The 16,193-nt window shown below is 64.2% G+C and carries 13 protein-coding genes and 1 pseudogene; 5 read left to right on the top strand and 9 right to left on the bottom strand.

Translation table 11 applies throughout. The annotated features are described in order from the left end of the window. From AC5Y21_RS25560 to AC5Y21_RS25550, 3 genes are all read left to right on the top strand, one after another. On the top strand, positions 1-1,871 hold a 1,871-nt coding region (locus tag AC5Y21_RS25560; protein ID WP_499916863.1), incomplete at its 5' end, for a serine/threonine-protein kinase. Positions 1,872-1,928: 57 nt separating this feature from the next. Continuing rightward, positions 1,929-3,797 carry a serine/threonine-protein kinase gene (locus AC5Y21_RS25555; RefSeq protein ID WP_499916861.1) on the top strand — a complete coding sequence of 623 codons (1,869 nt, stop codon included), beginning with the start codon at positions 1,929-1,931 and terminating at the stop codon, positions 3,795-3,797. An 81-nt stretch (positions 3,798-3,878) separates the two neighbouring features. Then, positions 3,879-5,711, top strand: coding sequence for a serine/threonine-protein kinase (locus tag AC5Y21_RS25550; protein WP_499916859.1), 1,833 nt, complete (start codon positions 3,879-3,881; stop codon positions 5,709-5,711). Between the two features lie 209 nt (positions 5,712-5,920). Here AC5Y21_RS25550 and AC5Y21_RS25545 read toward each other — a convergent pair whose 3' ends face one another. After that, positions 5,921-7,435, bottom strand: coding sequence for an AMP-binding protein (locus AC5Y21_RS25545; protein WP_499916857.1), 1,515 nt, complete (start codon positions 7,433-7,435; stop codon positions 5,921-5,923). A gap of 104 nt (positions 7,436-7,539) precedes the next feature. On the opposite strand from AC5Y21_RS25545, the gene AC5Y21_RS25540 reads away from it, so the two are divergent. After that, complete coding sequence (locus AC5Y21_RS25540; RefSeq protein ID WP_499916855.1) at positions 7,540-7,812, top strand: hypothetical protein; 273 nt, start codon at positions 7,540-7,542, stop codon at positions 7,810-7,812. 9 nt (positions 7,813-7,821) lie between these two features. Here AC5Y21_RS25540 and AC5Y21_RS25535 read toward each other — a convergent pair whose 3' ends face one another. From AC5Y21_RS25535 to AC5Y21_RS25510, 6 genes and pseudogenes are all read right to left on the bottom strand, one after another. Next, positions 7,822-8,436, bottom strand: coding sequence for a hypothetical protein (locus AC5Y21_RS25535; protein ID WP_499916854.1), 615 nt, complete (start codon positions 8,434-8,436; stop codon positions 7,822-7,824). Positions 8,437-8,586: 150 nt separating this feature from the next. Next, positions 8,587-8,853 (bottom strand): hypothetical protein, encoded by a 267-nt coding sequence (locus AC5Y21_RS25530; RefSeq protein ID WP_499916852.1) that lies wholly within the window; start codon positions 8,851-8,853, stop codon positions 8,587-8,589. A 187-nt stretch (positions 8,854-9,040) separates the two neighbouring features. Further along, positions 9,041-10,012 carry an aldo/keto reductase gene (locus AC5Y21_RS25525; RefSeq protein WP_499916850.1) on the bottom strand — a complete coding sequence of 324 codons (972 nt, stop codon included), beginning with the start codon at positions 10,010-10,012 and terminating at the stop codon, positions 9,041-9,043. A gap of 80 nt (positions 10,013-10,092) precedes the next feature. Next, positions 10,093-11,907, bottom strand: coding sequence for a tetratricopeptide repeat protein (locus AC5Y21_RS25520; RefSeq protein ID WP_499916867.1), 1,815 nt, complete (start codon positions 11,905-11,907; stop codon positions 10,093-10,095). Positions 11,908-12,162: 255 nt separating this feature from the next. Then, positions 12,163-12,219 (bottom strand): annotated as a pseudogene (locus AC5Y21_RS25515) (hypothetical protein); the annotation flags it as partial. A gap of 235 nt (positions 12,220-12,454) precedes the next feature. Then, a complete protein-coding gene (locus tag AC5Y21_RS25510; RefSeq protein WP_499916848.1) occupies positions 12,455-12,844 on the bottom strand; it encodes a DoxX family protein in 390 nt (129 codons plus the stop codon). A 53-nt stretch (positions 12,845-12,897) separates the two neighbouring features. Between AC5Y21_RS25510 and AC5Y21_RS25505 the strand changes: the two genes are divergently transcribed. Further along, positions 12,898-13,287 (top strand): bleomycin resistance protein, encoded by a 390-nt coding sequence (locus AC5Y21_RS25505; protein ID WP_499916865.1) that lies wholly within the window; start codon positions 12,898-12,900, stop codon positions 13,285-13,287. A gap of 6 nt (positions 13,288-13,293) precedes the next feature. Here the strand turns inward: AC5Y21_RS25505 and AC5Y21_RS25500 are convergent, their stop codons facing one another. Together AC5Y21_RS25500 and AC5Y21_RS25495 are read right to left on the bottom strand one after the other, a co-directional pair. Next, positions 13,294-14,097, bottom strand: a complete 804-nt coding sequence (locus AC5Y21_RS25500) for a glutamate racemase (protein ID WP_499916846.1) — start codon at positions 14,095-14,097, stop codon at positions 13,294-13,296. Beyond that, entirely contained in the window at positions 14,097-16,040 is a 1,944-nt protein-coding gene (locus AC5Y21_RS25495; RefSeq protein WP_499916844.1) for a methyltransferase domain-containing protein, read from the bottom strand. Before AC5Y21_RS25495 ends, AC5Y21_RS25500 begins: the two co-directional genes overlap by 1 nt. Between the last annotated feature and the right edge of the window lie 153 nt (positions 16,041-16,193).

The raw sequence follows: 16,193 nt of genomic DNA, 5'->3' as shown, positions 1-16,193 counted from the left end.
CCATGACGCTTGAGGTTGGTCAAGTGTTCGCCGGCTACACAATCTTGCGGATGTTGGGTGGCGGTGCGATGGGCAGCGTGTACTTGGCTTCGCATCCGCGGTTGCCGCGTGAGGAAGCGCTGAAGGTGTTGCCGGCAGACTTGATCACCGATCCAGAATTCCGAGGGCGGTTTGTCCGCGAAGCCGAGCTTGCTGCTGGGCTGTCGCATCCGCACATCGTGGGAATTCATGACCGGGGCGAAGCCGACGGACAGTTCTGGATTTCCATGGATTACGTGGCCGGCACCGATGCGGCGCGGTTTTTGCATGAGCAATACGCGCACGGGGCCCCGCTGAGCGAGGTGGTGCCGATCATTACCGCGGTGGGCTCGGCGCTGGATTACGCCCATCATCGAGGGCTGCTGCACCGTGATGTCAAACCGTCCAACATCTTGTTGTCCGATCCCGATGGGCAGGGTCGGCGGGTGTATCTGGCCGACTTCGGTATTGCCCGGCCCATGCACGATGCGGCGGGTTTGACCGCGACCAATATGACGGTGGGCACGGTGTTCTACGCCGCCCCCGAACAGTTGCGGGGTGAAGCGATTGACGGTCGTGCCGATCAGTATTCGTTGGCGTGCACCGCCTTTCACTTGTTGACCGGCACGCCACCGTATGGTGACTCCAATCCGGCGGTAGTGATCAGCCGGCACGTCGGTGCGGCGGTGCCGTCGATCGGGGCGTATCGGCCCGAGCTGACCGGGCTGGATCCGGTGTTCGCCACCGCGATGGCCAAAGAGCGTTCGGCGCGGTTCGGCAGCTGCCGGGAGTTCGCCGACCGGTTGAGCCGCTATCTGACTACGGGTTCCGCTTCTGCCGCACCACAATTCGGGGTAGCCGCGCCGACGACGCCGCCACCTGCCGTGAAGCGACGGCACCGCGGTGTTCTGGTTGGAGCCCTGGCTGCCACCGCGTTGCTGATCGCCGGCGGTGTGTTCGCGGTCGTCAAGTTCACCCAGCAGCAGCACAACCCGCCCGTGCCTGGAGCCCGCGACACCGCCCCGGCCAGCAGCCCCAACGCGGGTCCCTTCACCGGTATCTACCGGGTCCAGTTCGGTCAGGGCGCTTATGTCGGCGGCGGCCCGGTGCCTGGCGCGCTTCCGACAACCGAAACATTCGCGGTCCGCTCGGTGTGTCGCTCCAGCGGGTGCGTGGCAACCGCGTCGCGCCTCACCGGCGAAACCACCTACGCGTCACATCCGGTGTTCGACGAAGTCGGCGGTCGCTGGATTGGCGTAAACCTCGGCACACATACCTGCCGTGACGACAATTCCGCCGAAGTGTGGGACGTGTTCACGCTGCAACCCGCGCCCGACGGCGGCTTCACCGGCGACTACCGCGTGTTCGCCGGCAACGAATGCGCAGGCAAGCACACGGTGACGTTCACCCGCACTTCAGATGTGGACATCAACACACTTCCTGACCCCACCGCACTACCGCCCCGGGTGGTGTCGCCGGCCGAGGCGCTGCACGGGCGCTACCACCAGCGGCGAACATTCAAAATCCAAGCGGTACAACAGGAGATCGACTTCGCGGTCACCACCGCATGTCTACGCACCGGCGATCGCTGCATGAGCTACTTCTATGCCTCATCCGGTCAGGTGGAACCATTGCTGTTCGGCAGCGGGAAATGGGTGTTGGACACCTCCGTCGACGGCAATTGCGCACGCAACGGCGCCCAGATGCATCTGACACGGTCCGCGCAGTACCCGCTGCCTCAACCACCGCAGAATCCGATCACGCTGCTCTCCGGGCACGGTAGGCACGTTCAGACCGCGCCGTGCGCAATGACTTCGGAATTCGACGAAACATTGACGCGCACCGGGGATTGAAACTTGTCATCGCCGATACCGGTACCCCGGCCGCAGTGACGCACTTACGATTTGGCCATGCCGATTGAGGTTGGTCAGGTGTTTGCCGGCTACACGATCGTGCGTGTGCTGGGCACCGGCGGGATGGGCGAGGTGTATTTGGCGGCCCACCCGCGCCTGCCGCGCAAGGATGCGCTGAAGGTGTTGCCGGCGGGCCTGATCGCCGATCCGGAGTTTCGGGCGAGATTCCTGCGCGAGGCCGATCTGGCCGCCGGTTTGTCTCATCCGCACATCGTTTCGATCCATGACCGCGGTGAAGACCATGGCCACTTCTGGATTTCGATGGATTACGTGGCCGGCACGGACGCGGGGGAGCTGCTGCGCGAGCACTACCCGCACGGAATGCCCGTCGCCGAGGCGTTGCCTATCATTACCGCGGTTGGGTCGGCGCTGGACTATGCGCATCATCGGGGTTTGTTGCATCGCGATGTCAAGCCGGCAAACGTGTTGTTGGCCGAGCCCGAAGGGCAGGACCGACGAGTATTTCTCGCTGATTTCGGCATCGCGCGCCCCATCGACGATGCGGCGGGGCTGACGGAGACCAACATGACCGTGGGCACCGCGGCCTACGCGGCGCCCGAGCAATTGAAGGGTGAAGCGATCGATGCGCGCGCCGATCAATATGCGCTGGCCTGCACCGCCTTTCACCTGCTGACCGGTTCGCCGCCGTATGTCCATTCCAACCCGACGGTGGTGATCACCCAGCATGTCGTCGCACCGCCGGCTTCGATCGGTGAACGACGCCCCGAACTGGCCGCGCTGGACTGGGTGTTCGCCGTTGCGATGGCGAAAAAGCCGTCCGCCCGGTTCGGCAGCTGCGGGGAGTTCGCACAGAAGCTGCGTCAGTCGCTGGTTCCGGGTTCCGTGCCCGGCCCCGGCATTCCGTCCCCACCAACCCGACCCGTTGCTGCGGCAACTGCGCCCACTCTGCCGCTTCCGCCGCCGCCAGCCGTCGGCACGCCGCGGGCGCGCCGCACCATTCTTCTGGTAAGCGCCTTGGCGGGCATTGTGTTGCTGATCGCTGGCGGTGTCGTCGCCGTCGTGAAGCTAACTCAGCACAACAATCCGGGCGTCCTTGCGGGTCCCCTGTCAGGCACCTATAGAACCGATTTCGGTCCAGACATGACGCTCGACGAGGTCCCGAACCCGGCTACCACGCCGTCGACCCTGACGAGCATGTATGCGCTGCGGTCGGTCTGTCGCTCCACCGGGTGCGTCGCGACGTCGGCACGCGTCGGCGGAGCACCCGTGGCGGCACCGACGGTGGTGTTAGATCAGGTCGGCGACAGCTGGGTGGGCGTAGTCCTGGCACCAGATCAATGTCGAGGCCGCAGCGTCGAATTCTGGGACGTGTTCACGCTGCAACGACGGCCCGACGGCACGCTCACCGGGACATACACCGCGACTGCTGGCAATGTCTGCGCTACCACTCGAACCGTGAACTTCACGCGCACTGGCGATGTCGACCTCAGCAAGCTTCCCGATCCGGCCAGCCAACCGCCGCGGGTGGTGTCGCCGGCCGAAGCGCTGCACGGGCACTACCACTCCACCCAAACCTTCACCAACGGACTTCCGGAACTGCAGACGGAATATGCCGTCACCACAGAATGTCTACGGACCGGCGATCGGTGCATGAGCTACTTTCACGATCCGTTGCGGGACATGCCACTGGTCTTCGGCGGCGGGAAGTGGACTTGGGACATCGACGGCGCGGGTCAGTGTATGTCCGGGGCCAGTACGCGGGTCAAAGATACCGGGGAGTATCCGATGCCTCAGCCACCGCAGAATCCCATTACACGGCTCACCGGGCACGGCCACCACGAACAGGGCGCGCCCTGCGCAAGCAGTGGGGACTTCGACCAAACATTCACGCGCACTGGCGATTAGCGCTAACTGGGCCGAACCGCACGTTTCCCGGGTTGCGCGAAAACGTGGGTGACCGGAAGTCGCAGGACTTACGATTTGGCCATGTCACTCGAGGCTGGTCAGATGTTTGCCGGTTACACGATCGTGCGAGTGCTGGGCGTCGGCGGGATGGGTGCGGTGTATTTGGCCTCGCATCCGCGGTTGCCGCGAGAGGATGCGCTGAAGATATTGCCGGCGGAGGCTATTACCGAACCGGAGATTCGAGCACGGTTGATGCGCGAGGCCGAACTTGCGGCCGGTCTATCGCATCCCCATATCGTGCGGATCCATGACCGCGGCGAACAGGACGGCCAGTTCTGGCTTTCCATGGATTACGTAGCCGGCACCGATGCGGCGCGGCTGTTGCGGGAGCACTATCCGGGCGGTATGCCGTTGAGCGAGGCGATACCGATCATCACCGCCGTCGGTTCGGCATTGGACTACGCCCATCGCCGCGGGCTGCTGCACCGTGATGTCAAGCCCGCCAACATATTGTTGACCGACCCGGATGCACAGGGCCGGCGGGTATACCTGGCCGACTTCGGTATCGCGCGTCGCGTAGATGACTCGGCCGGTCTGACGGCCACCAACATGACGGTGGGCACGGTGGCGTATGCGGCGCCCGAACAGTTGAAGGGTGAGCCGATCGATGGCCGCGCTGATCAGTATGCGCTGGCGTGCACGGCATTTCATCTGCTGACCGGCAAGCCGCCGTATGGTGAGTCCAATCCCGCTGTGGTGATCACCCAGCATGTCAGCGCTCCGCCACCCTCGATCGGTGCGCGTCGTCCCGATTTGGCAGCGCTGGATCCCGTTTTCGCCACCGCGATGGCCAAAGAGCCGTCGGCCCGGTTCGGCAGTTGTCAAGAGTTCACCGATCGGCTGAGCCAATTGCGTGCTCCGCTACCGCCGTCGGTCGTAGCACCTGCTCGCAAGAGGCGTCGTACACGTCTGCTGATCGGTGCCCTGGCGGGCATCGCGTTACTGATCGCCGGCGGCGTCTTCGCGGTCGTCAAGCTCACTCGGCAGTCCCACCCGGCTGCCGCCGGGACGCCCGCCGCCGCGCCATCCGGTCCAGCGTCAGGGGCCAACAACGGTCCGTTTACCGGTGTCTACCGGGTCCAGTTCGGCACGGGCACCACTTTGGACGGCAAGCCCGATCCGGGTGGGAACCCGACGTCGGCCACCTACGCGGTCCGCTCGGTGTGCCGCTCCAGTGGGTGCGTGGCGACCGCGTCACGGCTGAGCGGCGACGCCACGTTCGCGTCGTCCTCGGTCTTCGACCAGGTCGATGGACGCTGGGTGGCCGTAACTCTCGACCCCAATCAGTGCCGAGGCATAGCCGCCGAAATCTGGGAAGTGTTCACGTTGGAACCAGCTCCCGACGGCGCCCTCACCGGTGAATACCGCGGGGCCGCCGCAAATGCCTGCAACGAAAAGCGACCCCTGACCTTCACCCGCGTTGGAGACGTCGATGTCAACAGTCTTCCCGACCCAGGCTCGCTCCCGCCGCGGGTGGCGTCACCGGCTCAGGCGCTGCACGGCCGTTACCACATCGCCCGAACCTTCTCGAGCAGGATTGCGCCGCAACAGGAAAACCAGGCCGTCATCACCGACTGTCTTCGCACCGGTGATCGGTGCATGAGCTACTTCCACTCAGCCACTGCGGACACGCCGTTGGTATTCAGCGGCGGGAACTGGGTTCTCGACATCCAGCACCCCGAAGAGGTTACCGGCTGTCATCACCTTAACGTGAAAACCTCTGCGCAGCTTCCGATGCCGCAACCACCGGAGAATCCCATCACCCGCCTGGTCGGGCATGGTCACCACGAACAAACCGGAAATTGCGCAATGAGTGTGGATTTCAACGAAATATACACGCGCACAGGAGATTAACTCTCAGTACGGACGGGTACGCTGCGGAGGAGCGCCGGTCACATCAGTCACGCGTCTCCCTGCGAGGCTGGGCCATTGTTTCTTGAATGCGATATCGCCGGTGATATCGCATTCCAAACCACAACATGCCGGGCTTTTCTGGTACACGAGTGATAGGCGAGACGAGCTAGCCGACTCCCCATGGACCGCCGATCAATGGTTGGGGATACTCAACAACCTTGGTGGCGGAGCCGGAAATCCGCGCCCGCCAACCGGTTCCGTAGCTCACGCTTGAGGACCTTGCCGTAGCTGTTCTTCGGCAGTTCGTCGACGAACAGGTAGCGTTTGGGCCGCTTGAACCGCGCGATGCGTTGCAGCATATGGGTATCCAGTTCGTCGGCGGCGGGTGAGCCGACGATGAACGCCACCACCACCTCCCCCCATTCGGGGTCGGGAGTGCCGACCACGCAGGCCTCCAACACGCCGGGGTGCTCGAGCAGAACCTCCTCAACCTCGCGCGGGTAGATGTTGCTGCCGCCGCTGATCACAACGTCCTTCGAGCGGTCGCGCAGCGTGAGGTAGCCGCGTGCGTCGAATGATCCCATGTCGCCGGTGTACATCCAGCCGTTCTTGAGTGCCTCGCAGGTGGCCGCCGGATTATTCCAATACCCGGACATGAGAGCATCACCGCAGCAGACGATTTCGCCAACTTCGTCGATATCCGCCGGTGTGCCGTCCGTGCGCAGTACCGCAACCTCCATGCCCGACCTCGGGTAGCCGACGGAGCCGAGCATCGCGTCGTCGGCCGCCTCATGGTCGGCGCGGCGCAGACCGGTGATGGTCATCGGCGACTCGCCCTGGCCGTAGATCTGGGCGAACACCGGACCGAATGCCGCCATCGCCCGCTTCAGGCTCTCGACATACATTGGGCCGCCGCCATAGACGATCGTGCGCAGATTGCCCGGCCGACCCCGGCCCGTCTCGACAAGCCGCTGCACCATGGTCGGCGCCAGGAACGCACTGGAACCAGGGTGGTGCTCGCAGAGGTCCAGAAACTCGTCGGGATCGAACGCGCCCGATGCGGGCACCACCTGCCGGGCGCCGCGCAGCACGTAGGGCAGGACGTAGAGCCCGGATCCATGGGACATCGGGGCGGCGTGGATCAGGCTGCATTCCTCGTCCGGGTCGTCGATGTCGGCGAGATGAGCGACCGTCATCGCGGTCAGGCTGTGGTGCGACAGCATCGCACCTTTCGAGCGCCCGGTCGTTCCGCTGGTATAGAACAGCCATGCCAGTGCCGTTGAATCGGTGGTTGGCGGAACGGCGGGTGCCGCCGCACGCCACTGCGAATAGCCTTCTGCGTCAAGCTTTTCTATCGGACTACCCGTGATGCCGGTCAACTCGGCAGCGATCTTGCGCGAGGCGAACACCTGCGAGACGCCGGCGTCGTCAATGATCTGCACCATCTCCCTGGGATGGAGCTTGTAGTTGATCGGAACGAGGACACACTCTGCCGCCCAGATGGCGAACATCAACTCCACTATCTCCGGGCGGTTCTCGCTGACGACGGCGATTCGCGCACCGGCGGCGTAATGCATGCGGATCGTCGTCGCGACGCGCAGCGCGCGGTCCCGCAATTCCCGCCACGTACATAGGCGGCGCTCGCCGTGATAGAGAGCGCCACCATCCCGGAAGCGCGCAGCGGCTTGGTCGAGCACCGTGAACAGATTCAACGTGCGGTCCATTCGGAGGTCAACGCGAAGTCGGATAGATGTTCGTAGAGTCCAACACGACACAGCCCCGCGCGTACACCGTCGGCCCTAATTTGGATGTTGGGTAGCATGCGCGGGTGTGGTGGACGGAATTGGCCGAAGAGTCGTGGGATTCGCTCTTCGAACCGCACCGCCGGCAAAGCCCAGTGCTGCGCGCCATTGAATTGCTGGACGAAATCGAGGACGATCCCCGCGCGGCGTGGGCAAAAGCACAGGAAGTCCGCCTGCCCGGTGTCATCCGATCCGTACGGCGAACCCTCATCGAGGCCGGAGCGCCGAGTTTATGGATCTACTGGTCTCTCGATGCCCGGCGAGGTGCCATTGTTCTGGATTTTCTTTTCGACGATTGACAGAGGCCCTCAGCCCATCTCACCCTTCAGCGCTTCCAGCCGGCGCAAAGTCCACCTCCATTTGGACAGAACGTCGCTGGTGCCATCCACTGACTCGTGGATGCCTTTCGCAACTGCATCCGCCAAACTCGCGATGTACGCGGGACGTGCCGGACCCGCAGGCGGCAATTCCGCCGCCATGAAATCGATGGACTGCGCCATGCCCACGGGCTCCCCGTCGCGGTTGAGCAGCGGCTCAGCTGGCAGCAACGGCACGACATCGCCGACGTCAAGCGCCGCTACCTCCGCGGACAGTGCTATCCGCGGGCTGCTTGCAGTTTGTTCCAGCAGGTACGCTTCGACAAGCGCCGGGCCGAACAGCATGTTCTTGCTGTGAAAGCACTGGCCGATGGCGACCCCGCCACGGCACAGAATCGCAAATTCTCGAAGATAAGACATCTGGATGCCGGCCAGCAGTCGCAACACCTGACAGACGGCTCGGTGCCGCTGCTCGGAGTCAAGTCCGTCGATAACGATCGACGCTCCGATATTGTCCGAGAAATACGATGTGCGCAGCGGATTCCTTGGGGGCCGAGTGGCGTTGATCCGTTCCTGCCGATCGACCATGAACGCGAGGGCATTCATGAAGATCTCGTTCTCGGCAAATGCCTTTGCTCCGAGAGTGTCGACAAATCCGACCGCGCAAAGACGGTACCGGCGGCCGGTTCGCGACAGCCGACGTCCTTGCGCAGGGAATTGATGGTCCTGGTCGCGTAGTCCGGCCTCGTCCACCCGTTACCGAGCGGCCTTGCGTACGGTGGCTCGCTTGGACTTCTCCGGGCGGGGCACGAGCTTGCCGGAATCTGCCAACTCGACTGCCCGCCGAAGACGATCGGCGATCAGAGTGACAGGCACGCTCACTACCGGCGTGAGAGTCAGTACACCCATTTCGTCTTCCTCCACCCGGTACCGCTTGTGGCTGGGTTTTCCGGCCTTACCCAGGGAAACGCGACGACGGGGGTCGACTTCCACCTCTCCGACGAAGCGGCTCGAACCGCTCATACTGCACCTCCTCGCGGCGGGCTCCATGGTACCCAATAGCGTAGCTGTGGGTAATAGGGTTATGGCCATTTGGGGTAAAACCCACATACGAATACTACCAGCTCGCGCAGCATTGTGCGGGGGAAGATCCCGCCCCAAACGCGGCTGATCACCACGTCGGCAGCACCAAGCCGGGGCCGGCGGAGAATCAGTGCCGTCCCAGCTTTTCGCGGACCGTGTCGGTGAGGAATCGAACTGTCGACACCGGCCGGAACGCCCGGGCCGCGTCGGTCAGCGCGTCGCGGGAAGCGGCGCTCAGCTCGATGTCTGCGGCGGCGACGTTGAACTCGAGTTGCTCGACGCTGGACGCTCCGGGGATGGCGACCACGCCCGGCAGGCTGATCAGCCAGGCCAATGCCACCTGCGCCGGCTTGGCATCGACTTCGGCGGCGACATCGCGCAACGTCTGCAGGAGCGGTTCGATCCGACGCAGATTCTCGGTGCCGAACAGCGAGTTCGCCGCGCGAACGCCGCCCGGGCGGTTGTCGGGGCCGTACTTGCCGCCCAGCAGTCCCTGCGCCAGCGGGCTGTAAGCGATCACCATTCGGTTCTCTCGCTCCGCGAACGGAACCATGTCCTCGAGCGCATCGGGGTGAGCGAGCGAGAAATGAACTTGGTTGCTGATGACCGGACGCCCGAGCGCGGCATCGGCGCGCTGCCACCTGGCCAGTGAATAGTTGGAGACGCCTGCCGCGCCGATTCTGCCGGTGTCGATCAGCTCGCGCATGCCCGGCATGATCACCGAATCGGGCACCACCGGGTTGGATTGGTGGATTTGGTAGAGGGGGATGCGGTCGAGCTTCAGCCGCCGCGCGCTCGCACGCTCGCGCTGCTTGATGACGGCAGGAAACGGCGCGACGGGGAAGATCTTGCTGGCCACCGCGACCTTGGCCCGCTCATCGCCCAGCGCCTCGCCCAGGATCCGCTCGCTCTTGCCCAATCCGTACACCTCGGCGGTGTCGAACAATGTGACTCCGCGGGCGAGGGCGCGCTGAACGATGTCGCGCGCTGCGCCGGAGGCGTAGCGGTCCCCATAACCCCATTCGCGTGAGCCGAACTGCCAAGTACCCAACCCGATCCGGCTGACTTTTCCGACTCCGTCGACATCCAGATACTTCATCCTGTCCACGGTACTGAGGGCACCGACCGCCCGCGACGCCAGGGACTCAATCAGCGAGCTGAAATTTTCGCGTGCACTGGTCACTCACTGAGTTCTTCGAGAGCGGCGGCCAGCTCGCCACTGACGTCAACGAGGACTTGGCCGGTATCGGCCTCAACGCGGGAGATGCGCTGCAGGTTACCGTCTTTCCAGAAGTACATGTTTTCGCTGATCGACCCTGGATAGCTCTGGCTGAGACCAGGGCAAACCTGGGACATTACGTTGAGCGAGGCGAAGAGTTTCGCGTTCGTTTCCAGAGGATGCAGGATCAGGAAGTTGCGCGCCGGGACGCCGATGACGGCCCCATGCGACATGTCGCGGATATAGGTGGGCACCAGTGCTTCGAGGTCGATGATCTTCGAGGCGATGAACGACGACGCGCCGTACAACAGATGTACTTCGGCGCCTGACGATTCCTGCACTTCCGCATTCTCGATCGGTTCGGCAATAGTGTTGCGGCGAGCGATCTCCCGCAGCTGTTCACCGTCGTAAGCCGCGACCTGACTGCTGTTCATGAAGCTGACCACGTCCGGAAAATCGAGGCACAGTACCTCATACAGCCCCTCTGCCAGCGGCCATGCGTAGGAAAGCATGCCATTCGACTCGTCGACCTGAGCGCTGGATACCACCCGCGACCGGACTCGTGTGACCACCTCGGCCCAAGGCATTTCGTCAACGGTAGAAAGGGTTTTCGCGGCGGACGTGAGTTGCGCGAAATGGTTCGTCACGATAGCGCACCACTCTTCTGTCGGGCTGTTGTGGCACGATGCGACAACATTGTCCAGCCCGTAACTGTAGCCGTCCGAGCGCTGCAGCGTAGTGCCGTTGGCGTTGACGGCCGCTTCGATCCCATTCTCGGCCAGTGCTTCGAGTGCATACCGCCGAATCGCGTTCATCTGAGCGACCGTCATGCCCGAGTAGGCCACATCGGGCTCACCGTCTGACGGGCCGTCCGTCGGGCGCTCGGTTTCCATCGGTGGACCAAAAAGGCTGCGCTCGTAGCTCTTCCCGGCAGCAAGAAGATGCTGGGCAGACATCGACAGCTCATGTTCCTCGCCGAGCACGCGCACGCAGTCGTCAATCAGGCGCTGCGTATGCTCCGTGGCGGCCTCGTGCTCCTGCCCCTTCCACAATGCGTACGCCAGGTCGTAGCGAGCACGAAGCGCTGCCTCCGAGTCGTCCCCGAATTCGCGGCTGCACCTGGCGATTTCCTTCTTGATAGCGATAACGGCATCCATTAGATTCGACGTCTCGGCGCGCCGAGCGGCGCCTGCGTGGGCGGCCCGTGACGCGATCTCCTCGGTCAATTCGTCGCTTCGGCTCTCCTCGATCTCCATGTCTTTGACGATGTCGACGGTGAGTTCCTGCTCGTCGTCGAGCCAGGCTTCCCACTCGGATTGGCGAGCTGCCAATATCGCCCGTCCGGCAACGGTCAGCGGATGGTCGGCGCCCAGTACCCGTGTCTCATCCTCAACAAGGACCGTCCAATCGGCGACCGCGTCCAACTGTCGGTTCTCGGTGTCCTGGCCCCACAGCGCACACACGTGTCGTGCCATCAACGTCTGCTCGCTGTCATCACCAACAACTCTGCGCAGCAACGGAAGTAGACGCATGACCTCAGCAACGGCACCGCCGGTGTCGCCCGATTCACCCCGCCAGGTTTCCAGCGTCAAGCGGCCGGCCAGACTGTCGGGATGTTCCTCGCCGAACAAACGGCTGCGGATCGACACGACCCGGGAAATCTCGTCCATTGAGCCCGCAGCATCACCGAGTTGCCGGCGCCAGATGGCGAAGTTGTGGCGAGCGGTCAGCGTCGTCGGATGCTCGGGACCGAACACACGCTGCTCGTCGGCCAACAACCGGATCCACGTGGTCAGAGCCACGACCGGGTCGGCGTCTTGGCCGAGGCAGCTAGCCAGCGTGTGCCGGGCGAGCAAGGTGTCAATATGATCGGCGCCCATCTCGTTCGCAAGCAACGGAATGAGTCGTTCCAATTCACGCGCGGCGGTGGTGGAATCACCCGTTTGGTATCGCCAGTTGGCGACGGCCAGCGCCAGCGACAAACTGTCTGGGTGATCCGGACCCAGCGTCCGGTGACTCTCGGCGAGAAGTTCCTCAGCCGCGGCAAGCGCCTCGGCAAAATTCCCGGCCGCGCGATGCGCCTCCATCAGGCCACGCAGCGCAGCCAGTGTGGTCGGGTGCCGTTCGCCCAGACTCTGACGTAACGCCGCGACTTGACGCTCGCGATCGGCAACGGTGAAGGCGGCACCGGCGGCGCCGTCCATGCCCACGGTCATGGCTACTTATGCAACGCGACGGTCACGACCTAAGCAACGCCAACCGGCGAGCAAAATCTTCGATTCTCGCGCCGAGTGGGCATTTGCTTGCCGTCTGGTCCATCCGCTAACTGTTGCGTCGGATCTTGAGCGCGGTAGTGATCATAGGAATCTGTAGCGGCAGCCGGGCCAATGCAATGATTCGCATCGGCCAGGGCTTGTCCCACCACAGCCGGACCATGTTGATGTTGCCCGGGAACACTCCGACGAACAAAGCGGCGGCCGCGGTGGCGGCAGATCGCCGGGTCCGTCGCGGCAGCAGCAGCGCTCCGATGAGCAGCTCGGCCACACCCGACGCGTACGTGTAGAAGCGCGGACTTCCCGGCAGTTCGACGGGGATGATGTCGTCGAACGGTTTAGGTGCCAGAAAGTGGACGGTTCCGATGCCGAGCAACATCGCCCCGACTCGGTAAGCGGCGGTCTGGCCGCCGTCACGCTCGATCAGTGGTGTGGTCATGAGCTCCATTGTGTCGTGTGCCGGCTCGGCTGCCAGACTGTGGTGTGTCCGAAATCGACTTCAACTCGGTATCGCCGATCGTCCCCGTGCGAAATCTGGATGTCGCTCTTGACCGCTACCGACGGCTCGGATTCGACGTCCGCGCCTACGAAGGCCCAGACCGATACGGCTTCGCCGACCGCGGCGCGGTGTCGATCCACCTCACCGAATGGGCCGAGCATGACCCGCTGCGCACCGCCGCCAGCGTCTACCTCTACGTCAGCGACGCCAACGCCCTTTACGCGGAGTGGAGTGCACTAGAGGGCCTCGACGGTCGGTTGATCGCACCGGACGACAGGCCGTACGGTTTGCGCGAGTTTGCCTATGTCGATCCGGACGGCACCGCCCATCGCGTCGGTTCGCCCTTACCCGGTCGGCGGGTAACTGGCGCTACGGCTACCTGACTCTGCCTACGCGGCCAAGGAGGACTCGCGTGCCAGGGGCACCGCCGTCGCCGTTACTGCGGCACCCCAGGCCCGCGCCGCGCCAAGGCGCATCGCCTCGGGATCGCCGGTGGTCAAAAACACACGTGCGCCCAGCCGCGTGGATTGCTGAGCGTGCGGATACCTCAAGGCAATTGCGGTGGCCAGTCGCTCAACCGGATCGATCAGCAGGGTGTGCGGGAGCATCGCCTCGAACCAGCTACTGGCGGCGGGGTAGTGAGTGCAGGCCAGGATCACCGCGCCGACCCCTCCTAGCGGCGCGGTGATCCTGGCCAGGTCAGTGAGGAACTGCGGAGAGCCCGTGCGGCCGGCCTCGATGTGGGCGGACAAGGGCTGTGCAACCCGAGATAACACGGTGTGGCCCCGACTTTCGAGCGCGCGACGGTAGTGGCCACTGTCGATGGTTCGCCGTCCGCCCACTACACCGATGGGACCGGCGATGTCCTTCGGCACGGAGGCCACCCCGTGCTCGATGATGCCTTCGACCGGAATCGGCGCGGCGCCAAGCCGTCCCACCACCGTGCTGGCCGCGTTGCACGCGAGCACCACCTCGGTGGCCCCCCGCTCGGCGAGGGTCGTGACCACCGTGCTCAGGCGAGCGGCCAGTTCTTCGGTACCCATCCGGCCGTATGGCGTTACCCCGGCGTCCGACCAGTACAGCACCGGAAGCCCCGGCGCCACGTGGTCTAACGCACGCACCAGACCGATACCGCCGATGCCCCAATCGACGATCCCTAAGCACGAGTTCGCGGCCGAAGTAAGCATGGGCATTACGGGTAGGTGAGGGGGGCGGTTTGCCCCTTCTCCAGCGGTCCAGAATCAAATGCCACCACCCGTGCGGATGTGGTCGCCGTCAGCGTTTCCAGCTGAGTGCCGGGGAACCGGCTGGCGAAGTACCAGCTGTATTCGTGCTCGGCACGGATCGGGTTGTGCCGCAGCATGTTCAGCCAGTCGGGATGCGTGGTCAAGGCGGCCAGGTCTTTCGCAAACTGTGGCCGGGCACGGCGGGTGCGCAGATGCGCGACCGCCGAACGGGCGAGCACTCCCACCTCGCGCGCCCGTACGGGGTGCTCGACCATGTCGACGACCCAGAGCCGTCCGCCAGGAACCAGTACCCGCCGGATCTCGGCCATCACCGGATCCCAGTCCAGGTACCGGAACGACAGGAACGAGATCACCACGTCGACGTGGTCGTCGGGAACGTCCAGCGTCGGCCCGTTGACCTTGACGAACCGCAGTCCGGTGTGGTCGCGGCTGCGTTCCCGGGCCCGATCGAGCATTCCGGCGGAGCTGTCCAACCCGATGCCGAAGTCGATGTCGCCGCGGTCGTCCAACTCGCGCAGCAAAGCGCCATTGCCGCAACCGATTTCCAGAACACGGAGGCTGCGGCCGAGCTCGGAGCGGGCCTGGGTGACCTTATCGGAGATCCAGCGCCACTCGGCCTCACGGACCTTGATGTCGGCGTAGGCGCGGTCGTAGAGCTCGGCCACTCGATCGTAGGAACGTTCCGGATGCGTCGCGGCCGGAAGGCTCTGCACCAGTGGCTCCGCCGCGCAGCCGGAATATTTGCGGACGGTTCCGCTCCAGCCGTGTGACTTCTTGCCCGGTGCGGCGATCATGTAAAGACTCGGGCGGGCCGCCGGGTGACGACCCGCCCACGCAAACCGGTCTTTGCGAGCAGACACGGTCGTGTAGTTGTAGTTGCCGAACGTCGGAACTCCGAACACGTCGGCAAAAAATGGTGCGAACCAGCGCGCGGTACGGCAGGCATGGAAGTACGCACGCCCGTTGGGGGCAAACGGAATTGACATGTCGCGCCACTCATGTGGCGAGAACTGTTCGGGCCAGTCCGTCGACCCGAACATCGGGCCGTACATTCCGGAATGGCCGATCAGGTGCAGCTCGCTCAGCACCCGGCCCGAGCCGGCGAACTGAGCCAGTTCGGCGGTGAAGTCAGCCTTGTGGTGCAGGCCGGAGACGACCACCTCGGCGTCGGGATTCTCGGCGGCCAGCTCACGCGCCATAGTGGCTGCGGCAACGGCGAATTCGGCAGACCCGCCGCGGTAATGCGTGGTGTGAGATATCCAGATAACTGGTTTTAGTTGGCTTTTCGGCGACATATCCGCGAAGGGGATGCGGACGTGGTCGCCTTGCGGAATCCACGCGCCGTAGTTGCCCACCAACTCCAGCACCTCTGCGCGCTCCAGGTCGAACACCCGCATACCGGATGCCGGCGGGCTGTAGAGATGCAACGTCAGCCCGTACTCTCCGGCCGTCATGTCGTGGATCACGTCGGGTGTGATGCCGATCGGCGCACCTTCGGGGCGGATGGCGTCCTCGGTCACGACCAGCTGCGGGCCGTCCCAGCTGAACCGCCGTTCCGTGAACGTGCCCTCGACAGGGATGACGAAGCCGCCCGATCCGCCGTGGTCGTGGGGTGCGCAGCTGTGTCCGGGACGCCAGCGGGCGAGCATGATCTCGACCTCGTCGTCGACGCACAGAATCGAGCGTGAGTATGGTTCCCCGTCAGCGGGGGCTTGCGCGAGGACAGACAGCGTCGGCCGGGCTTGTGCGACGCGGGCCAGCAACTCGGAGCCGGGTAGCTCGCCGCGTCCCGCGACGGTGGCCAAGTCGTTTAACAGACCTAACAGCGGGGCCAACTTCGTGAGCCCGTTTAGCGTCATGCGTGGCTGGGGGTGGGTCAATTCGGTCATGTCGGTTTTCCTCGTGCGATGAACATGGCCGGGTCCGGGACCATGCGAATCGCTGCTGTCCCTATGCGGCCGTATGCAACGCTGTCGCCGTGACCTAGAAGAATCCTTGGAGCATTCTTGAAGGATTCTTGGAAAGCCGCGCGGCAAGTTGCG

It is taken from the genome of Mycobacterium sp. NGS41, from assembly GCF_059812725.1.
The sequence above is the reverse complement of the archived record's forward strand: the minus strand, read 5'-3'. Positions and strand labels throughout refer to the sequence as shown.